Consider the following 19,187-nt stretch of genomic DNA (forward strand, 5'->3'; position numbering starts at 1 on the left):
CGGAGGGGAGGGCAGCCGCCGCGCGATGCCTCCACATCTTGATCGTATGGCACCGTTATGCCATGATTTTGCTGTCGTGATGTTCGACCGGAGGTTCGCTGCACTCCCGCCCCTCCGCCGGGCCTACGACACGCCGTCCCACCTGCGCGTTGATTTTCGGGTCCTCATGATCCCTACGAGGGATTGCAACATGATCATGACGAACCGGCGGGTGGGCCACCACCAGGTCCTCATGATCCCTACGAGGGATTGCAACATGACCATGACGAACCGGCGGGTGGGCCACCACCAGGTCCTCATGATCCCTACGAGGGATTGCAACATGACGGGCGTGAGCCGGTGCGCGATGTCATTTGCCAGGAGCCTGGGACCAGGGTCTTGCCATGACCTAGGGACCATCTTGCGGCTGCCGGGACCTTGCCGCACGCGCGGTGGAACGCACGGGCGGCTGAACGGTCTGGCTCAGGGTCGGTGAGAGGCAGGCGACCCAGCCGTGAGCCGCCCCTGCCAGCCCGGCCGCGGGCCACCAGATGTTGGCCGGGGCCGGCCTGCCGCGTGCTACGCGCGGACGAGCAGGCTCACCGGGAAGTCGCGTAGCAGCCGGAGCACATAGGCGGTGCCGCCGTCGTGCTTGCGGCCGGTGAGCACGTCCGTCCAGCGTCCCTCGGGCAGGGGGATGGTGGTGTCCCGCCAACCGCCGCCGCGGCGCAGGCCGAGGACAAGCCGGGGCACCACGGTGACGACGGACTCGGACCGGCTGAAGGCGACGACGTTCTCCGCGGCCGAGCCGGAGGCCCACAGCGGCCGGTAGATCGCGTCCGCCCCGAACCATTCGGGATGGTCGCGGCGGGTCCGTAGCGCCCGGGCGACGACGAGCAGCTTCGCCGCGCCGGAGTCGTCGAGGGTCGGCGGGCGCCGCGGCGCACCGGTCTCGGCGGTCGACTCCACACCGATCTCGGCGAGCAGCTTGGTGCGGTCACCGTAGTTGACCGCCCGCCGGTTGTCCGGATCGACGAGGGAGAGATCCCACAGCTCCTGGCCCTGGTACACGTCCGCCACCCCCGGCATGGTCAGCTGGAGCAGCTTCTGGGCCAGCGAGTTCTGCCGGCCCAGCTCCACCAGCGTGGCGACGTACCGCTCCAGGATGCCGACGAACTCGTCGTCCTCCAGCACTGACTCGATGTAGTTCGTCAGGGCCGCCTCGTAGCCGGGGTCCTGGTCGGTCCAGCTCGTGTGGGTCTTCGCTTCCCGGACGGCCTTGAGCATGTACTGCGTGGCCCGGTCGGCGGGCAGCGGCCAGGCGCCGACCAGGGTCTGCAGCAGGAAGTAGACGGTGACCCGGTCGGGCCAGCCCTGCTCGGTGTCGCGGTGGCGTTCCCCGAGCCGCGCGAGCCGGCCGGCCACCTCGGCCCAGCCGCGGGGGTCCTCAGACAGCACCGCGAGCCGGGCCCGCACATCCTCCGACCGCTTGGTGTCATGCGTGGACAGGGTGGTCATCGTCAGTGGCCAGTTTCGCTGGACCGACAGGTTCGCCTCGTGGAACTCGGTGACGGCGCTGCGTGGGTGCCCGGTCGTGAACGCCGGGAAGCGGCCGGGGTTGCCGCCGACCTCGTTCAGTGCCAGCAGCCGGGCATACCGGTAGAAGGCGGTGTCCTCGATGCCCTTGGCCATCACCGGCCCACAGGTCTGCTGGAACCGGACGACGAACTCGGCCGGCCCGCCCAGCGCCAGGTCCTCGATGAGATCGACCTCGGTCGCCCGCCCCGGCAGGTGGGACCGGGCCTGCTCGCAGGCGCGGACCACGTGCCCGCGGGCCTCCAGGCTCGGCGTGCCGTCTGGGCGGATGTAGGCCCGGTAGACGTCGAAGGCGGCGAGGATCTCGCACATCGCTTCGTGCAGACCGGTTCGGGTGAGGTCGGCCCGGGCCTCCCTGGCCTCCCCGAGCGCGAGGCTTGTCAGCCGGTCCACCTCGGGCTGGAGCACGCCCGCGAGGACGTCGAGCTTGGCGGCCCGCGCCTCGGCCTCGTAGTCGGGGTCCGCACGGGTGATCTCGCCGTAGAGCACCGCGAGGGGATGACCCGCCATCGGGTCGAGAAACAGCCGGGTCAGCCGGCCGATCCCCTCGTAGCCGGTGGTGCCGTCGCAGGCCCAGGTGTCCGGCAGCGCCTCGTCATCCTCCAGGATCTTCTCGACGACGGTCCACACCCCGCCGGTGGCCTCCGACAGCCGGCGCAGGTAATCTTCCGGGTCCGCGAGCCCATCCGGATGGTCGATGCGCAGCCCGTCGAAGGTCCCCGCGCGGACCTGTTCGATGAGAATCCGGTGCGTGGCGGCGAACACGTCCGGGTCCTCCTGGCGCAGCGCCGCCAGGGTCGTGATATCGAAGAACCGCCGGTAGTTCAGCTCGGTCGCGGCGACCCGCCACCAGCACAGCCGGTAGAACTGCGCGTCGAGGGTCGCGGCGACGTCGTCGGGGTTGGCGGTGCCCGCGGCGACGGGCAGCACGTGGTCGTAGTAGACGACGACCCAGTCGCCGTCCTCGTCCTGTTCGACGGAGATCTCCCCGGCCGCCAGGCAGTCGGCGAGCCCGGCGCCCAGGATCGGCACCAACACCCGGCCGGGGTTGTCGGGGGAGGCCCAGTCGATGTCGAACCAGCTGGCGTAGGGGGATTCGGGTCCCTCGCGCAGCACCGACCACCAGGCCGCGTTCGTCGTTTCCGGGGCGATCGCCATGTGGTTGGGGACGACGTCGACGATCAGGCCGAGTCCCGCCTTGCGGCACGCGGCGACGAGCCGGCGCAGCCCGCCGGCTCCCCCCAGCTCGGGATTGATCTGCCCGTGCTCGACGACGTCGTAGCCGTGGGTCGAGCCGGGCGCGGCCTCCAGCACGGGCGAGAGGTACAGGTGGGAGACGCCGAGCGTGGCCAGGTAGGGGACGACGACCGCCGCATCGGTGAGGGAGAAGTCCAGGTTGAGCTGGAGCCGGTAGGTGGCGGTCGGTACCACCCGGTCGGCGCCGTACCCCCCGTCGGGGTGCGTCGGGTCAGCTGACACGGCGCAGCACGACGGTCGAGCGGGCGTCGAGTTCGATGGGATCGCCGGCCTTCACGGCCCTTCCCATGCTCGCGGGATCGAGGGCCGAGTGGAGCAGCGCGGTGTCGCTGAGCCGGGCGTCGACCTCGGCCGTCGACGCCCGGGTGTCGACGACGATCTCCCACGAACTGCCGAAACTGGTCGCCGGCGCCTGGAACCCGACCGGTTCATGGTGGGCATTGAAGAACAGCAGGAACGAGTCGTCGATGATGGCCTGGCCCAGCGCGTCGGGGTCCGGTATCCCCTCACCGTTGAGGTAGACGCCGAGTGATCGCGCCGTCCCGGACTCCCAGTCGCTGTCGGACATCTCCGTGCCGTCCGGGCGGAGCCAGGCGATGTCCTTGACGGCGGGGTCGTCCTTGACGGCGGGGTCGTCGCCGGAGCGCCCGCCACTGCCGTCCGCGTCCTGGCCGCCCGCCTGCCCGCCGGTGACCGCCTCGGCCGCGCCGTGCGTCGTGCCGCCCTGCCCGCGCAGCGACTTGCCCTGGAAGAACCGGCGGCGGCGGAAGATCGGATGATCATGGCGCAGCCTTGACAGCATGCCGGTGAACTCGATCAGGTCGGCGTTGCGCTCGGCGTCGGACCAGTCCAGCCAGGAGATCGGGTTGTCCTGGCAGTACGCGTTGTTGTTGCCCTGCTGGGTGCGTCCCATCTCGTCTCCGGCGACCAGCATCGGCACCCCCTGGGACAGCAACAGCGTCGTCAGCAGGTTACGGGTCTGCGCGGCGCGCAGGGACAGGACGGTCGGGTCGTCGGTGGGCCCTTCGACTCCGCAGTTCCACGACCGGTTGTCGTCGGAGCCATCCCGATTGTCCTCGCCGTTGGCTTCGTTGTGTTTTTCGTTGTAGGAGACCAGGTCGTGCAGGGTGAACCCGTCGTGCGCGGTGATGAAGTTGATCGATGCCCACGGCCGGCGCCCGCTGTTCTCGTACAGGTCGCTCGATCCGGTCAGCCGGGAGGCGAACTCGGCGATCCCGTGGTCCTGCCCGCGCCAGAAGCCGCGGACGGTGTCGCGGTATTTACCGTTCCACTCGGTCCACAGCGGGGGGAAGTTCCCCACCTGGTAACCGCCCTCGCCGAGGTCCCACGGTTCCGCGATCAGCTTGACCTGGGAGACCACCGGATCCTGCTGGACGAGGTCGAAGAACGATGACAGCCGGTCGACGTCGTAGAACTCCCGGGCCAGGGTCGCCGCGAGATCGAACCGGAACCCGTCCACGTGCATGTCGGTGACCCAGTAACGCAGCGAGTCCATGATCAGTTGTAGCACGTGCGGGTGTCGTACCCGCAGGCTGTTGCCGGTGCCCGTGTAGTCCATGTAGTACTGGGGACGGTTGTCCACGAGCCGGTAGTAGGCGCTGTTGTCGATGCCGCGGAAGCACAGCATCGGACCCATGTGGTTGCCCTCGGCGGTGTGGTTGTAGACGACGTCGAGGATCACCTCGATTCCGGCCTCGTGCAGGTTCTTGACCATTCCCTTGAACTCCTGCACCTGGCGGCCGTGGCCGCCGGAGGCGGAGTAGCCGCTGTGCGGCGCCAGGAACGCGATGGAGTTGTAGCCCCAGTAGTTGCGCAGCCCGCGGCTGACCAGATGCTCGTCATGGACGAACTGGTGCACCGGCAGCAGCTCGATCGCGGTCACGCCGAGCTTGCGATAGTGGTCGATCATCACCGGGTGGGCGACTCCCGCGTAGGTCCCGCGGTACTCCTCCGGCAGGCCGGGATGGTTCTTGGTCAGCCCCCGGACATGCGCCTCGTAGATCACCGACTCGTTGTAGGGCCGGCGTGGCGGGCGGTCCCCGTTCCAGTCGAAGAACGGGCTGATTACCACCGACTTCATCATGTGGGGGCCGGAGTCGGCGTCGTTGACGCTGTCGGGGTCGCCGAAGGTGTAGGGGAACACCGCCTGGTCCCAGGCGACCTCCCCGTCGACCGCCTTCGCGTACGGGTCGAGGAGGAGCTTGGTGGAGTTGCAGCGCAGCCCTCGGGCGGGGTCGTAGGACCCGTGGACCCGATAGCCGTAGCGCTGGCCCGGTCCCACGGTGGGAAGGTAGGCGTGCCAGACGAAGGCGTCCCGTTCCCGCAGGTCGATCCGCTCCTCGTTGCCCGCGTCGTCGAACAGGCACAGCTGGACCCGGTCGGCGACCTCGGAGAAGATCGCGAAATTTGTGCCCGATCCGTCGTATGTGGCGCCCAGGGGATAGGGGCTGCCGGGCCATACCTGTGACATACGACCGAAGCCTACGGGCCGAACGGTATTCGCGGGCCGGGGTCGCTTCATCCCGGGTTCGCGGGGCCTGCGATCCTTGAAGATTCTTTGATCGCCTGCTGAACGCCGCAGTCTATCATGGAGTCATGTCCGACGGGACGATCTGGATCGTCATCGCCGGCGCCCTGGTCGTCGGCGAACTACTGACGCTGGACCTGACGCTGGCGATGTTCGCGCTGGCCGCGCTCATCGGGGCCGGTGTCGCGCTGCTCGGCGTCGATCTGGTCTGGCAGATCGTCGCCTTCGTGGTCGCGGCGGGTGGATTTGGGCTGGGACTGCGTCCGGTGGCGAAGCGTCAGCTGCAACGTACGCCGCCCCTGCTCACGGGTGCCGACGCGCTCGTCGGAGAGCGCGCGATGGTGGTGGAGCGGGTCGACGGCGGCGGGGGTCGCGTGAAGATCAAAGGAGAGATCTGGTCGGCTCGGTCCTACCCCACCACCACCGTGCTCGAGGCCGGCAGCGAGGCGCGGGTGCTGCGCATCGATGGTGCCACCGCCATCGTCCACAGTTTCGAGCTCTGACGACCGGGGCCCCGGCGCCCCCGGCGATGCCAGTGGATGTGACAGCGCCGACATCGGGCCGGCCGGCCTTCAACCGGCCGGCATCGGGACGGCCGACATCGAGGGGGCTGACAGTGAGGGGTACGCCATGGCAGGAGTGATCGCCGCCGCGGTGATCGCGGTGGTCCTACTGATTTTTCTGGTCCGGGCGGTGCGCATCGTGCCGCAGGCGCGCGCGATGGTCATCGAACGGCTGGGCCGGTATCACCGCACGCTGACGCCGGGCCTCGCGATCCTGGTCCCGGTTGTCGACCGGGTCCGTGACCGCATCGACCTTCGGGAGCAGGTGGTCAGCTTCCCGCCGCAGCCGGTGATCACCGAGGACAACCTGGTGGTCGGGATCGACACGGTGATCTACTTCCAGGTCACCGACCCGCGGGCGGCGACCTACGAGATCGCGAACGTGATCCGGGCGATCGAGCAGCTGACCGTCACCACTCTGCGCAACGTGATCGGTGGGATGAACCTGGAGGCGACCCTCACCTCGCGGGACCAGATCAACGGGCAGCTGCGCGGCGTGCTCGACGAGGCCACCGGAAGGTGGGGAATCCGGGTCAACCGGGTGGAGCTCAAGGCCATCGATCCGCCGAAGTCCATCCAGGACTCGATGGAGAAGCAGATGCGGGCCGAGCGGGACCGCCGGGCCGCGATCCTGACCGCGGAAGGCGTCAAGCAAAGCGAGATCCTGCGGGCCGAGGGGGAGAAGCAGGCCGCGATCCTGCGGGCCGAGGGGGAGCGGGAGGCGCAGATCCTCACCGCTCAGGGCGAGGCCCAGGCGATCGACACCGTCTTCCGGGCGATCCACGAGGGTGACGCGGACCAGAAACTGCTGGCCTACCAGTACCTGCAGACGCTGCCGCGGATCGCCCAGGGGCAGGCGAGCAAGTTGTGGATCGTGCCCAGCGAGCTGACCACCGCCCTCGGCGGCCTCGGTGGCCTGTTCGGCGGTGCGGACCAGGCGGACAAGACCGTCGGGACCCGTCCCGCGCCCTCCGAGGGCCCGTCCGCGGGACCTCCGTCAACCGGTTCGTAACTCCCGGGTCTCCCGGCCCGGCGGTCCGGCGGCTCGGCGGTCCGGCGGCTCGTCGGCCGTCGTCGCCTGATCTTTTCGGGTGACCCGCCTCCTCGGATGACCTGCCCGATCGGCCCATCCCGAGCCCGTCACCAATGGTTGGTGCGGACAAGACTTCCGGCCATTTAGTGATACTTCAGGAGGAGGTAGGGCTAGTCCGCTGAGCCGGACCATGGGACGATTCACTCAGCCGAACGGGGGCGGGTCGACGGGCGCAGGGGAAGGCGTTCCTCGTCGACGGAGGTCCCGCGTGGTCGCAATGTCCCCGACAGCTCGTGAGCTGTCATCCGGCTCGTCGTCCTTCGCCGTGCCGGGCAAGCTGGCGGTTCTCGCCTGTCCGCCGGCGCTGTGCCCGCACCTGGAGTTCACCGTGTCCGGCGTTCTGTCGTCGCCAGTGTCGTTGACCTGGACGGCGCAGCCCGGCATGCCCGGATTTCTCTTCGCCGGGCTGGAGTGGCGGGCGTCGCCTGCTACCGCGGGGCGGGTGGCTAGCGCGCTGCGCCGGCTCGGGCATGTCACGTTCGAGACCGTCGAGGGACCCTCACCAGGGTGTGACGCCGAGCGGTACTCATACACCCCCGAGCTAGGGCTGCACCGCGCCGCGATCGCCGCGAACGGGGACGTCGTCGTGGGGGAGGCGGCGCTGCGGGCTCTGCTGGAACGGGGGGAAGCCCGGGAGACGCTCTCCCGGGGCCTGCACCGGCTGCTCGGAACCGCCTGGGACGACGTGCTCGAACCGCTGCGCCGGGGCGCCCACGGCGCCCCGGTCACCTGGCTGCGCCGGACCGGGTAGCCGGGTGGGGGCAGCCAGGTGACCGGGGCGCCGGCCGTGCCGTCCGGCTGCCGCGGGAGAGCTGCCGGACGTCGGCCGGGCGGGCTGGCGGGGTGGACGAGGCTCCTGGGCTGCGGAAGATCAGTGCGGCAACGTCGTCGGTCAAGGCCAGGGGATTCTCCGGGGCGTCTGAGGGCCGAGGGTGTGGTGAAGCCCACATCGGGGTAGCGCGGGTCTGACGGGCACATACCCCGGCGGTCGTGCGTTGTGGGTTGCGCACGACTACGCACAACTTCTCTGGGAGTTACTTCAGTGGCCACCGATTACGACACCCCTCGTACAGCTGACATCGAGGACGCCTCGGAGCAGAGCCTCGAGGCCCTCAAGGCTCGGCGGGCGGACGCGGCGGCTGATCTCGGTGACGACGTTGATCCGTTCGAAACCGAGCTCGGCCTGCCCGGCGCCGACCTGTCGGGCGAGGAGCTGAACGTCCGCGTGCTGCCGCGCCAGGCCGACGAGTTCACCTGCACGCAGTGCTACCTGGTGCATCACCGCAGCCAGCTCGTGGACGAGCGACGGATGATCTGCCGGGACTGCGCGGCCTGACCGACCGCATGGTCCGATCGGCTCTTGGTCAGTCTCCACCGCCGAGGACAGCTCCACGATCAGTTCGGGCTCGACCGCTACCGGCGGTTCGGGCTCGTCTGGTCCGGCTTCTCACCCGACCAGAACGCCGGCGTCCCGCAGGCGTGCCACGGCTCGCTCGTCGTCGCCCGGGCGCAGGTTGACGAACCTGGTGAGGTCGAGTGGCAGCAGCACCTTCAGGCCCCGCAGCCGGGCGTCCAGCGCGCTCTCCTGGACGCAGTAGTCGCCGGCCAGCCCGACGACCACCACCCTCGACACGCCCAGCTGTGCCAGCCGTTCACCGAGCACCGTGGCGGCCCGCCGCCCCGATGCCGGGTCACGCACCGAGAAGGCCGAGTAGCCGTCGCTGCCGTCGACCCCCTTGCGGATCACCTCACCCTTGACGATCAGGTCGGGATGGAACTGGGCGCCGGGGGTGTCCCCGACGCAGTGCGGCGGCCAGATCCCGCCGCCGGTGACGAAGTGCGGGGTCTCGTGCGGGTGCCAGTCCTGGCTGTAGAAGACCGGGGAGCCGGCGGCCACCGCCGCGGCGATCTCCGCATTGATCCCGGCGATGATCTGCTCACCGCCGGCCACGTAGAGGCTGCCGGCCGGATCGGTGAAGTCGTTCTGCACGTCCACGATCAGCAGGGCGGTCCCCGGCCCGTAACGCTGACTCATCGTCGTGTCCCCTCCGCCGCGCTCCGCCCTCGCGTCGCGGTGTACCCACCTCTCCCGGTGTACCAATCTGTCCCGATGTACCCGTTCATCTCGATGCACCCGTTTGTTCCGATACGCCCGCCTGTCCCGGCGTACCCGTCCGTTCGGTACGACCACACTGTCACATTTTCGACACGCCCGCGTCGATATCCCTGATCATGATGGTGTGTCGGCTTAGGTTCGCAGGATGCGTAGTCGAGACTACGGGCCGGACGTCCTGGCTCCCGCCGCCCGCCCGCGCCCGGTGCGCCCGCCGGAGGTCGAGCTCGAGCGTGACCTCGTGGTCGAGGACGTGGCCACCGGTTTCTGCGGGGCTGTGGTAGGCAGCGAGAACGGTGGGGTGACGCTGGAGGACCGCCACGGCATCCGGAGGGTCTTCCCCCTGGAACCCGGCGCCTTTCTGATCGAGGGCGCGCGGGTGACCCTCGTGCGCCCCCGCCGCGGGACCCCGGCCCCCGCGGCGCGCACCGCGTCCGGGTCCGTGGCGGTGCCCCGCCACCGGGCCAGGGTCGCGCGGGCGAGCCGTATCTACGTGGAGGGTCTGCACGACGCCGCCTTGGTCGAGCGGGTCTGGGGTGACGACCTGCGCATCGAGGGGGTGGTGGTGGAGAGCTTGGACGGGGTCGACGACCTGCCGTCGGTGGTCGCGGGGTTCCGCCCGGGGCCCGGCCGCCGGCTCGGCGTGTTGGTGGACCATCTCGTCCCGGGGTCGAAGGAGAGCCGGATTGCCGCCTCCGTCGCCGGTGACCACGTCCTGGTGACCGGTCATCCCTACATCGACATCTGGCAGGCGGTGAAGCCGGCGTCGGTCGGCATTCCCCGCTGGCCCGAGATTCCCCGCGGCCAGCCCTGGAAGGAAGGGGTCTGTCAGGCCCTCGGTGTGGAGGACCCGGCGCAGATGTGGCGCCGGATCCTGGCCTCGGTGGACAGCTACACCGACCTTGAGGTGGGCCTGCTCGGCGCGGTGGAACGACTGATCGACTTCGTCACCGGCTGACGGCCGGGCCCGGGCGGCCCCCGTACGCGCGCCGCGCAGCCGACCGCGTACGGTCACTTCCGGTGGGGACGGGCCCCCTCCGTAGGCGGGAGACACCGAATGCCGGCACGGATCAGACCATCGATCCTGCTTCGGATTGTCGGTGCGGCCGCCGTGGCCCTGGTCGCCGTGGCCCTGGTCGCCGGGGTGGCTCTGCATCTCGTGGTGGGCGGGTCCGCCGGGGCGGGCGCACCCGGCCCCCGGCCCGGCGTGGACGGGACCTCACCAACCGCCCTGTCCGGCCGGAAGGTCGTTCTCGATCCCGGGCACAACGGAGGAAACGGCGCCGCCGCGGGGTCGATCAACCGGCGGGTTCCGGCCGGCGGTTTCGACAAGGAATGCGACACCGTCGGCGCCGAGACCGACAGTGGTTACCCGGAGCACGCCTTCACCTTCGACGTCGCTGGGCGGGCGGCGGCCATTCTGCGCTCCCGGGGCGCGAGCGTGATCCTGACGCGCGACAACGACTCCGGGGTGGGCCCGTGCATCGACGAGCGGGCCCGCATCGGCAACCGGACCTCGGCCGACGCGGTGGTGTCGATACATGCCGACGGGGGACCGGCGGACGGGCGCGGCTTTCATGTCATCGCGCCCGCGCTCAGCCCGGACCGGGCCAACGCACCGATCCTCGCCCCGTCGGCACGTCTTGCGGCGATGGTGCGATCCGCCTTCGGCCGGGCCACCGGGCAGCCACTGGCGGACTACCTGGGCGAGGATGGTATGACGATCCGCTCCGATCTCGGTGGGCTCAACCTCTCGCGGGTGCCGAAGGTCTTCCTGGAGTGCGGCAACATGCGCAACCGCACCGATGCGGCCGAGCTCGCCGACCCGGCCTGGCGGGCCCGGGCGGCGGCGGGCCTTGTGGACGGGATCACGTCGTTCCTGCTGGGGGACGAGGCGTCCTCGCCCGGCCCGGGCTGACCCGGCTTCGTCCGGCGATGGGCGCGGCGGGCGGCCGGGCCCATCGCCGGATTTCCGGGCGGCCCACCGCCCACCGGCCGTCGCACACGCAGAGGGCCACCCGTGACGGGTGGCCCTCATAGGACAGCCAAAACGTTTCTCGCGGTGGGCGATACTGGGATTGAACCAGTGACCTCTACCGTGTCAAGGTAGCGCTCTCCCACTGAGCTAATCGCCCGCGAAAGGATCAGAGGCGGAGGCGGGAATCGAACCCGCGTACAGGGCTTTGCAGGCCCTTGCCTAAACCACTCGGCCACTCCGCCGTGGGAGGCCGCTGGGGACGGACCTCAAGCCTCTCTGCTCCCGAGCGGACGACGGGATTCGAACCCGCGACCCTCACCTTGGCAAGGTGATGCTCTACCAACTGAGCCACGTCCGCGCTGCTCCGCGCTTCTCGGCGGTGCAGGTAGCACTCTAGCGGACGATCGGGCCAGACGTCGAACCGTCCGGCGGGCATCGCTGAGATGTTGCGTTGGGTCAAGGTTCTCCGGATGAACACCGGCTTTCGCCCACGGCACGTCCATGCGGCTGGCGGCCGTCGAGGGGCTGGTCCATGCCCTGGGCGGCGGGTCACCTCGGGCGGCGGTAGCGTGATCGGAATGAGCGAGACGAACGTGGCGGCTCGGGAGACGAGCCCTCTCGGGCGTGTGGCACCGTCACCCCCGTGGGATGCCTCCTCGTTCCTGCTCGCCGGCGGCCGGTTCGCGACCGAGGTCGTGGAGATCAGCGATGACGCCGCGGTGCTGGATCGAGATGGCTTCTGGGCGGTCGTCGTCGACTTCAAGGGGGCCGTCCGTTGCATCCGGTTCGCCGACGTGCGGCCGGCGCCTCCCGGTGGTGTCGCGGCGCTGCGGCGTGGCCCCTGGCTCGGACCGTCGCGAGCCGCATGGGCGACGACCATGAACCGGGCAGCCTACCTTGACGGGGTTGCGGCGATCCGTGAGCGCATCGCGGCGGGGGAGGTCTACCAGGTCAATCTCTGCCGATTGCTGTCGGCGCCCCTGTCGGCGCCCGCGGCGGAAGGCGCGGGGGGTCCCGGTGTCGGTGCCGCCGGTGTCGATCTCGGTGCCCTGGCGGCCGTCGTCGCCGCCGGCAATCCCGCGCCGTACGCGGTCGTCCTGGACGTGCCGGAGGCCGGGGTGCGCATCGTCGGCGCCTCCCCGGAGCTGTTCCTCTCCCGCCAGGGCGACGTCGTGAGCTCCAGGCCCATCAAGGGAACCGGTCGGACGGCGGCGGATCTGCGGGAGAAGGACGTCGCCGAGAACATCATGATTGTCGATCTTGTTCGCAACGATCTCGGGCGGGTTGCCCACCCGGGAAGCGTGACGGTGCCTTCACTCTGTGCTGTGGAGAAACACCCCGGTCTCGTGCACCTCGTCTCGACCGTCCGGGCCCGGCTGCGGCCGGGGGTGGGCTGGCGGGACCTCCTGGCGGCGACCTGCCCGCCCGGTTCCGTCTCCGGTGCGCCGAAGTCGAGTGCGCTGCGGATCATCCGAGAACTGGAACCGGCCTCTCGGGGCTACTACTGCGGGGGGATCGGCTGGGTGGATGCCGACCGGAACGTGGGTTGGCTGTCTGTTGGTATTCGTACGTTCTGGATCGAGGACGACCGGATCTGGTTCGGTACCGGCGCTGGTATCACGTGGGGGAGTGATCCGGACTCGGAGTGGCGTGAGACCGAGCTGAAGGCCGACCGGCTGGTGGGGCTGGCGAGCCGATCGGACGATAAGCCGGGCACCGGCGGTGGGCCGAGGACAAAAGGACCCGCCTGGCGGCGCTAGGCCGGCCAGGCGGGCGGGTGCTCTGTGTGTGACTGGTCTGTGTGTGACCGGGTGGAAGCTACCTCGGATGCAGGTGGGGAAGGGCCTCCCCTGGTCGCAAAATGCCCGCACCGGCTTGCCGGGATCGGACAGCGGTCCCGACCCCGGTGAGATCACCGCTCGGGGCCGCCCCAGATGAGGAGGGCGAGTTCGGCGTCAAGATCGATGATGTCGCTCTCCCCGCCGAGGGGGACGGCTGAATACGTCCGCCGTAGGAAGGCCAGCACCTCGGACCGCGGCATCTCGAACAGTGCATGCCCGGACGGGCTGGACAGGGACAGGCAGACGATCCGTCCCCCGGACTGGGCGGCAGGCCACACCTGCACGTCGCCATCCCCGGCAGGTCGGCGCACACCGTCGCTGAGGAGCTGGCGCGCGAATGTCCACTCCACGACCTCGTCCGCACCGGTGCGGAAGCCGATGCTGATCGCGTACGGATCGGCCGGCTCGTACCGGACGGTGGCGGCGACCGGCACGGGCGCCCCGCCGGGAACGACAAGGCGGAGGGCGAGTTCTGCGGTGATTGAATCGTGACGAATAGTCATCGGGCGGCCTCTCATGGTGCGATGGTGCGGGCGAGCACCCGTGTAACGGGATAGTTCCCTCTCCGAGTCCCGTTGGAAACAAGATTATGCCAAGACAACATCCGTTACGGTAGTTCGGGCGAGTTGCCTGGCCCGGAAGGGTGAACCTGCTTCGAGTGATCATGGTTCGGTCGACTATCGGACGGATCTTCTACTTATATCCTATAGATGATTACTGTCCGTAGCGTCCGAACGTCCCCGAGCGCCAGGTCATCCCGCCAAGGCCGTTCCCCCGTGAGCCTTCCCCATCGGGACCCTTCCCAACCACGGCCAGTCGCGGCGAACCTGACCCAGTCCGGCCACCGGACAGGACGGTGGACATCGCCCCATCCGTCCGTCGACCCCCCGCTGCCGCCCCCCTTCGTCGGCCCGTATCCCCGGCGTGTAGGGTGGTCCCACCGGCAAGGGCGTATAGCTCAGTGGTAGAGCGCTGCCTTCACACGGCAGAGGTCCGTGGTTCGAAACCACGTACGCCCACGCGATTGGGCTTGCCATGCTCCGCTCCCGGGCCGGGAGCTTGTTGTGCTCCCATGAGATATCTGTCCGATGGATGATCTTCGCGCCCCCCGCGATGCGGCGTTTTTCCTGGTCCGGGTGGGTTTGTCGGTGCCTGGGAGGGGCTACTCCAAACGGGTGGTGCAGCTCGGCGGTGTCCTCTCCCGCCGGCGGGACTCGGCACGTTTCCCCCGGTGGCAGGCCGTCTCGGTCCCGTCCGAGGTCTGCCCGGGTGTGCCCCCGGCCCTCGCGGCGTGCTGTGGCTCGAAGGGTGGTCGGAGCTGTCCGCCCCCGGTGGGGCGCCTGCCTCGGGGAGTGGTGCGAAATATCCCCGATTGGCCGGTTTCTGGGTGTCTGGGCTGCGACGTCGTGGGCTGGCGACGAATCGACATCTACCCCCACTTTGGTGGGGACATCGCCGATGGAGGCGGATCCCGGAGGGGGTCCCGGCCGATGCTCCAGCCCGGGAGACAGTGTGGGCGACGAGCGCGTCGATACCTCGACCCGGGGTCGGCTCCGAGCCTCGTTCTTCACGGAAAGTGACGTCCAAGCCCGCGTCGCCGTGCCCCTGGGTGCATCGCGCGAGCCGCCACCGCGATGCGTCGCGGCCCTTGGGAGCGGGCCTGTCCACCTTTCGGGCGCATGCTGTTGATTCGTGGTGCCCGTGGAGTTCCGCGTGCTGGAGATGGTCGCCGCCGTGCGTCGCCGTGGAACGATTCCGGTGGTCGTTGATATACCGGTTGGTCCATGGTTGATCGGCATCGTTGTGCGTCCCGCCCCTTTCCGCAGGTCACTGGTTTGCGAGCGGGGTCCACGCCGGGTCCGATTGGCGTTTTCCCCCATGAAGGTGCCGCTGACGCTGTACAGATCGGCTTAACGTCCGCTAAGCTGGTCGGGCAGGGCGTAACGGGCTCGGGCTGTCGCAAGGTTGTCGTGATGGCTTCTCGCGGGGTTGCGCCGGGAGGGCTCCTCTCGGTCGCGGACCTCTCGTGCGCATCATCCGCGCGTCAGATCCAGGGCGCCGTGGTTCGAAACCGATTACGTCACTTGAGGGGGACTGGCGGCGACCCCCCCACGCCGTCAGTCTCCCTCTTCATGCGCCGGACCGCACCCGCACGCGAGCCTCCTCGCCTACCGGGGGCGTCTCTCGTCGCTCAGATCCTGATAAATTGACGAGATGATATTGCTCCCCCCCGGGGAGCTCGTCCCGGGGAGGCGGTGCCCTTGCTGACGGCCGAGCAGGTTCCGGTGTCCATGGCCCGCTCGATGGGCGCTGCCTGCGTGTTCACTCGGCTCGGCCGGGGCGGCGTCGTGGCGGTCGCCCCGTGACGGCCGAGCTCTCACCCGAGGGGGTTCCCCTGGAGGAGCAGGCGGGGGTCGGCGGTCCGGATGCTTTCCAGCGGCTCTACACCCCGCATCGCATGGCTTATATCAGGGGTGAGGGCCGCTCCCGTGACGATGAATGCCCATTCTGCTCCATTGTCGGGATGTCCGACGAGGACGGCCTCGTGGTTGCCCGGGGTAAAAGCGTCTACGCGGTCCTCAACCTGTACCCCTACAATGCCGGACACCTTCTCGTCGTGCCCTATCGCCACGTCGCGGACTACGCCGACATGGACCCCGAAGAGATCGTCGAGATGGCATTCTTCGTTCAGCACGCGCTCCGTGCGCTGCGGGCCGCCAGCGGGGCCCACGGGTTCAACACCGGCATGAACCTGGGGGATGTCGCCGGCGCCGGGATCGCCTCGCACGTGCATCAGCACGTGGTGCCGCGGTGGGGCGGTGACACGAACTTCATGCCCGTGGTGGGCGCGACCAGGGTGCTGCCCGCCCTGCTCGGGCAGACCAGGCAGATGCTCGCCCAGGCCTGGGCGCAGACCGCGTCCGACGAGCAGGGCGGATAGCGCCGGGCCCGGTGGAGGCCGCAGCCGGGTCGGGGCGCCCCCGTCGGGGCTGCCCGCCGCACCGGGTCCCGCCCGGCGTCCTGCCCGGTGCGGCGGGTGTGCGGTCACGGATGTCTCCCGTCGGCGATCCTTCCTGAGTTGGGCCGAAGGTTGCCAGTCGTCCGCCTTTCCCGCTTTATGTCCGATTCCTGCTTTATGCCGATTTTTTCGCTTCACGCCGACAGGGCATCCCCAAGCTGTGGTGGCATCGGCTCGTAGCCGCGATGGTTCCGCGTGAAGCTACCCGTGCCGTGGCTCAAGGATCGTAGTTCAATCGCATATCTGATCATTTCGCTCGCAGGGACCTCTGCGTGAATGACCGCCCGGGGGGTGGCCCTGGGCCTGCCAGGGATGGGTTCCATCCCGACGACCCGTCCTCGGCGAGTGGACAGGTCGCCCATCACGGCCCCGACGTACTCGTCGGGTACCAGGACGTCAACGGCCAGGATCGGCTCGAGCACGACGACGCCGGCGGCCCGGGCCGCGTCCTTGAGCGCCAGTGCGCCGGCGATCTGAAAGGCCATGTCCGAGGAGTCGACGCTGTGCGCCTTGCCGTCAACGAGGCGGACCCGTAGATCAACCATGGGATGGCCGGTGCGGACGCCCTGCGCCATCTGCGCCCGGACGCCCTTCTCCACCGACGGGATGAAGGCCCGGGGAACCGCGCCGCCGACCACCTCATCGACGAACTCGAAGCCCCCGCCCGCCGGGAGCGGTTCGACCTCGATCTGGCATACCGCGAACTGACCGTGCCCACCGGACTGCTTGACCTGACGGCCGAGTCCGCGTGCCGGGGCACGCAGTGTCTCCCGCAGCGGGATCCGGGGCGCGATCCGGTCCACCGCGGCGCCGTAGCGCTGGGCGAGCCGTTCCAGGACCGCGTCGCTGTGGGCCTCGCCCATGCACCACAGGACGAGTTGGGCGGTCTCGGGGTTCTGCTCGATCCGTAGCGTCGGGTCCTCCACGGCCAGCCGGCCGAGTGCGGTCGACAGCCTGTCCTCGTCCGCGCGGCTTCGGGCACTGATCGCGACGGGGAGCTGCGGTTCGGGCATCGACCATGCGGGCAGGTAGCGCGGGTCGTCGCGATCGGAGAGGGTGTCGCCGGTCTCGGCGGTGCTGAGCTTCGTCACCACGCAGATGCCGCCGGCCGGGCACTCGCCCACCGTGTGCAGAACCGAGCCGTACGGCCGGGAGAGCGCCCCGACCTGCTCGTCGTCGTCGTGGTCGGCGTGCCTGGCCGTGGCTCTGCCGTGCCCGCTGACGTGCACCGCATCGTCGGGATGCAGCGTGCCGGAGAACACCCGAATCACCGACATCCGGCCCACGTAAGGGTCCGTGGTCGTCTTCACGACCTCGGCCACGAGCGGCCCGGCCGGATCACCGTGGCTCTGCTCGCAGGGGGAGCCGTCAGGGCGGCTCACCGGCGGCAGGAGATGCTCCCGCGGCGAGGGGAACCCCTGCACGAACAGGTCCAGCAGCTCGACGGAGCCGAAACCGCCGGCCCGATCGACGCCCCGATCGCTCCCTGCACCGGCGCCCGGACCCGAGGTCGAACCCGGAAGCAGACCGGCCGGCAACACCGGGAAGAACGTCCCGCGGGCGACCGCGGTCTCCAGATCGCCGAGCAGGAGCTTGGTGTCGGGCTCATCACCGGACAGGTACCGGTCGAGGAGGGCCTCGTCCTCGCTCTCAGCGATGATCCCCTCGACCAGGGCGGCGCGGGCGGAGGCGTACCGGCCGGTGAGGTCGGCCGGGGTGGCGAGTTCCCGGCAGCCGCCGTCCGGGTACTCCCGCACCCGCCCGGACAGCAGATCCACCAGCCGCATCGAGGCGCCGGCCTCCCGCTCGGGCAGGTAGGCCGGCAGCACACCGGCCCCGAAGGCCCGTTGGCAGCCCTCGACGGCCGCCGCGAAATCGGCCCGGGGATGGTCGAGATGGGTGAGCACGATCGCGCGGGGCATGCCGACCCCGGCGCACTCCGCCCACACCATGCCGGTCGCGCCATCCACCCCGTCGATCGCGCTGACGACGAACAGAGCGGCGTCGGCGGCCCGCAGGCCCGCCCGCAGCTCGCCCACGAAGTCGGGATAGCCCGGGGTGTCCAGAAGATTGATCGTGAGCCCGCGATGACTGACCGAACACAGGGTGAGGCTGACCGACCGTGCCGGGCGACGCTCGGGATCGGCATGGCCGACGTAGCTGGTCTGGGCGGTCTGACGGTCGCCGTTCTGGCGGTCCGGCGGCCCGGCGGTGGCGAGTAGACGGTCCACCAGAGCCGTCTTGCCCGCGCCGGTGTGGCCTACCAGGACGACGTTGCGCACATCGCACGAGGCTGATGACATCCTCGCCTCCTTGACTGGGAGGTAACGGCCTGTTCGGTAACGGCAGAGTCCTCCCCTGTTACCTGGGACACAAGCCCGAGGGCGGCCGTGGTCGGGAATGCGCGGATCGTGGCGGCTGTACTGTGAAGACCGCCCGAAGTCGGGCGCACGCGGGACGACCACGCGGGACGACGGGACGGACATGCTCGCTAGCAAGGCACGACCGCAGATCCAGAAGTTGCTCGACCCGGTGAGCCAGTGGGCCGCCCGGTCGTCGGTGTCGCCGGATGTCGTGACGATCATCGGCATGGTCGGGGTCGCGGGCGGGGCTCTGGGGTTCTTCACCCGCGGGGTGTTCTTCCTCGGCACCGTGGTAGTCACGCTGTTCGTCTTCTCGGACCTGATCGACGGGGTCATCGCCCGCGCCCGCGGCATCTCCTCCAAGTGGGGGGCCTTTCTCGACTCCACGTCCGACCGGGTCGGCGACGGCGCGATCTTCGGATCGCTCGTCCTCTGGTACGCCGGCGACGGCGATTCCCTGCCGTTGGCGGGTGCGGCCCTGATCTGCCTGGTCGCCGGGTCGATCACCTCGTACGTCAAGGCCCGCGCCGAGGGACTCGGCTTCACCTGTGACGTGGGGTTCGCCGAACGGGGCGAGCGGTTGCTGATCCTGCTGGTCGCCGCCGGGCTGTACGGCCTCGGGGTGCCCTACCTCCTGCCCGCGGCGCTGTGGTTCCTCGTCGGTGCCACCACGCTGACGGTCGTCCAGCGGGTCGTCCACGTCTACCGGCAGTGGTACCGTGCGGGGGACCCTCCCTCCCCGTTGACGTCAAGGGCGGCCCCGACCACCGCGTCCCGGACCACGGCTGCGTCCCGGAGCGCGACCACCTTCGGCCCCGGCCGCAACGGCCGCTGAGC

At 69.8% G+C, this 19,187-nt stretch carries 14 protein-coding genes and 4 tRNA genes; 10 read left to right on the forward strand and 8 right to left on the reverse strand.

Going from position 1 to position 19,187, the window contains the following annotated elements; all coding sequences use genetic code 11:
* Nucleotides 1–558 precede the first annotated feature (558 nt).
* Both treY and glgX read right to left on the reverse strand, forming a co-directional pair.
* Nucleotides 559–3,054 carry a malto-oligosyltrehalose synthase gene (treY, locus tag FRANCCI3_RS06755; RefSeq protein WP_011435792.1) on the reverse strand — a complete coding sequence of 832 codons (2,496 nt, stop codon included), beginning with the start codon at nucleotides 3,052–3,054 and terminating at the stop codon, nucleotides 559–561.
* The gene (gene glgX, locus FRANCCI3_RS06760; RefSeq protein ID WP_023840937.1) at nucleotides 3,044–5,323 is read right to left on the reverse strand and encodes a glycogen debranching protein GlgX; all 2,280 of its coding nucleotides are present in this window, start codon (nucleotides 5,321–5,323) and stop codon (nucleotides 3,044–3,046) included. Before glgX ends, treY begins: the two co-directional genes overlap by 11 nt.
* Before the next feature lie 125 nt (nucleotides 5,324–5,448).
* Between glgX and FRANCCI3_RS06765 the strand changes: the two genes are divergently transcribed.
* From FRANCCI3_RS06765 to FRANCCI3_RS06780, 4 genes are all read left to right on the forward strand, one after another.
* Nucleotides 5,449–5,883, forward strand: a complete 435-nt coding sequence (locus tag FRANCCI3_RS06765; RefSeq protein ID WP_011435794.1) for an NfeD family protein — start codon at nucleotides 5,449–5,451, stop codon at nucleotides 5,881–5,883.
* A 127-nt stretch (nucleotides 5,884–6,010) separates the two neighbouring features.
* On the forward strand, nucleotides 6,011–6,955 hold the full coding sequence (locus tag FRANCCI3_RS06770; RefSeq protein WP_011435795.1) for an SPFH domain-containing protein: 945 nt from the start codon (nucleotides 6,011–6,013) through the stop codon (nucleotides 6,953–6,955).
* A 298-nt stretch (nucleotides 6,956–7,253) separates the two neighbouring features.
* Nucleotides 7,254–7,787 carry a DUF3145 domain-containing protein gene (locus FRANCCI3_RS06775; RefSeq protein ID WP_049760863.1) on the forward strand — a complete coding sequence of 178 codons (534 nt, stop codon included), beginning with the start codon at nucleotides 7,254–7,256 and terminating at the stop codon, nucleotides 7,785–7,787.
* Between the two features lie 291 nt (nucleotides 7,788–8,078).
* Complete coding sequence (locus FRANCCI3_RS06780) at nucleotides 8,079–8,372, forward strand: DUF4193 domain-containing protein (protein WP_011435797.1); 294 nt, start codon at nucleotides 8,079–8,081, stop codon at nucleotides 8,370–8,372.
* Between the two features lie 111 nt (nucleotides 8,373–8,483).
* Here FRANCCI3_RS06780 and FRANCCI3_RS06785 read toward each other — a convergent pair whose 3' ends face one another.
* A complete protein-coding gene (locus FRANCCI3_RS06785) occupies nucleotides 8,484–9,071 on the reverse strand; it encodes an isochorismatase family protein (protein WP_011435798.1) in 588 nt (195 codons plus the stop codon).
* Nucleotides 9,072–9,297: 226 nt separating this feature from the next.
* Between FRANCCI3_RS06785 and FRANCCI3_RS06790 the strand changes: the two genes are divergently transcribed.
* Nucleotides 9,298–10,107: a DUF3097 domain-containing protein gene (locus FRANCCI3_RS06790; RefSeq protein ID WP_011435799.1), complete on the forward strand. Its 810-nt coding sequence runs from the start codon at nucleotides 9,298–9,300 to the stop codon at nucleotides 10,105–10,107.
* A gap of 99 nt (nucleotides 10,108–10,206) precedes the next feature.
* Nucleotides 10,207–11,067, forward strand: a complete 861-nt coding sequence (locus tag FRANCCI3_RS06795; protein WP_011435800.1) for an N-acetylmuramoyl-L-alanine amidase — start codon at nucleotides 10,207–10,209, stop codon at nucleotides 11,065–11,067.
* 145 nt (nucleotides 11,068–11,212) lie between these two features.
* Here the strand turns inward: FRANCCI3_RS06795 and FRANCCI3_RS06800 are convergent.
* The 3 genes from FRANCCI3_RS06800 to FRANCCI3_RS06810 all read right to left on the reverse strand — a co-directional run bounded on the left by FRANCCI3_RS06800 (nucleotide 11,213) and on the right by FRANCCI3_RS06810 (nucleotide 11,485).
* Nucleotides 11,213–11,284, reverse strand: a tRNA-Val gene (locus FRANCCI3_RS06800).
* 13 nt (nucleotides 11,285–11,297) lie between these two features.
* Nucleotides 11,298–11,369 (reverse strand) — tRNA-Cys (locus tag FRANCCI3_RS06805).
* 43 nt (nucleotides 11,370–11,412) lie between these two features.
* Nucleotides 11,413–11,485, reverse strand: a tRNA-Gly gene (locus FRANCCI3_RS06810).
* A gap of 220 nt (nucleotides 11,486–11,705) precedes the next feature.
* Between FRANCCI3_RS06810 and FRANCCI3_RS06815 the strand changes: the two genes are divergently transcribed.
* On the forward strand, nucleotides 11,706–12,887 hold the full coding sequence (locus FRANCCI3_RS06815; RefSeq protein WP_023840940.1) for a chorismate-binding protein: 1,182 nt from the start codon (nucleotides 11,706–11,708) through the stop codon (nucleotides 12,885–12,887).
* A gap of 152 nt (nucleotides 12,888–13,039) precedes the next feature.
* Here FRANCCI3_RS06815 and FRANCCI3_RS06820 read toward each other — a convergent pair whose 3' ends face one another.
* Nucleotides 13,040–13,471, reverse strand: a complete 432-nt coding sequence (locus tag FRANCCI3_RS06820) for an SsgA family sporulation/cell division regulator (protein ID WP_009739629.1) — start codon at nucleotides 13,469–13,471, stop codon at nucleotides 13,040–13,042.
* A gap of 444 nt (nucleotides 13,472–13,915) precedes the next feature.
* Between FRANCCI3_RS06820 and FRANCCI3_RS06825 the strand changes: the two genes are divergently transcribed.
* Together FRANCCI3_RS06825 and FRANCCI3_RS06830 are read left to right on the forward strand one after the other, a co-directional pair.
* Nucleotides 13,916–13,987 (forward strand) — tRNA-Val (locus FRANCCI3_RS06825).
* Between the two features lie 1,343 nt (nucleotides 13,988–15,330).
* The gene (locus FRANCCI3_RS06830) at nucleotides 15,331–15,909 is read left to right on the forward strand and encodes an HIT family protein (protein ID WP_011435802.1); all 579 of its coding nucleotides are present in this window, start codon (nucleotides 15,331–15,333) and stop codon (nucleotides 15,907–15,909) included.
* A gap of 212 nt (nucleotides 15,910–16,121) precedes the next feature.
* Here the strand turns inward: FRANCCI3_RS06830 and FRANCCI3_RS06835 are convergent, their stop codons facing one another.
* The gene (locus tag FRANCCI3_RS06835) at nucleotides 16,122–18,290 is read right to left on the reverse strand and encodes an elongation factor G-like protein EF-G2 (RefSeq protein WP_011435803.1); all 2,169 of its coding nucleotides are present in this window, start codon (nucleotides 18,288–18,290) and stop codon (nucleotides 16,122–16,124) included.
* A 181-nt stretch (nucleotides 18,291–18,471) separates the two neighbouring features.
* On the opposite strand from FRANCCI3_RS06835, the gene pgsA reads away from it, so the two are divergent.
* Complete coding sequence (pgsA, locus tag FRANCCI3_RS06840) at nucleotides 18,472–19,185, forward strand: phosphatidylinositol phosphate synthase (protein WP_023840942.1); 714 nt, start codon at nucleotides 18,472–18,474, stop codon at nucleotides 19,183–19,185.
* Nucleotides 19,186–19,187: the final 2 nt, after the last annotated feature.

Source organism: Frankia casuarinae (assembly GCF_000013345.1).
In the GTDB taxonomy this organism is placed as follows: domain Bacteria; phylum Actinomycetota; class Actinomycetes; order Frankiales; family Frankiaceae; genus Frankia; species Frankia casuarinae.

Coding starts and splice junctions, on each gene's coding strand:
- glgX (WP_023840937.1), bottom strand. CDS start 5,323: ATGTCACAGGTATGGCCCGGCAGCCCCTATCCCCTGGGCGCCACATAC.
- FRANCCI3_RS06765 (WP_011435794.1), top strand. CDS start 5,449: ATGTCCGACGGGACGATCTGGATCGTCATCGCCGGCGCCCTGGTCGTC.
- FRANCCI3_RS06770 (WP_011435795.1), top strand. CDS start 6,011: ATGGCAGGAGTGATCGCCGCCGCGGTGATCGCGGTGGTCCTACTGATT.
- FRANCCI3_RS06775 (WP_049760863.1), top strand. CDS start 7,254: ATGTCCCCGACAGCTCGTGAGCTGTCATCCGGCTCGTCGTCCTTCGCC.
- FRANCCI3_RS06785 (WP_011435798.1), bottom strand. CDS start 9,071: ATGAGTCAGCGTTACGGGCCGGGGACCGCCCTGCTGATCGTGGACGTG.
- FRANCCI3_RS06790 (WP_011435799.1), top strand. CDS start 9,298: ATGCGTAGTCGAGACTACGGGCCGGACGTCCTGGCTCCCGCCGCCCGC.
- FRANCCI3_RS06795 (WP_011435800.1), top strand. CDS start 10,207: ATGCCGGCACGGATCAGACCATCGATCCTGCTTCGGATTGTCGGTGCG.
- FRANCCI3_RS06815 (WP_023840940.1), top strand. CDS start 11,706: ATGAGCGAGACGAACGTGGCGGCTCGGGAGACGAGCCCTCTCGGGCGT.
- FRANCCI3_RS06820 (WP_009739629.1), bottom strand. CDS start 13,471: ATGACTATTCGTCACGATTCAATCACCGCAGAACTCGCCCTCCGCCTT.
- FRANCCI3_RS06835 (WP_011435803.1), bottom strand. CDS start 18,290: ATGTCATCAGCCTCGTGCGATGTGCGCAACGTCGTCCTGGTAGGCCAC.
- pgsA (WP_023840942.1), top strand. CDS start 18,472: ATGCTCGCTAGCAAGGCACGACCGCAGATCCAGAAGTTGCTCGACCCG.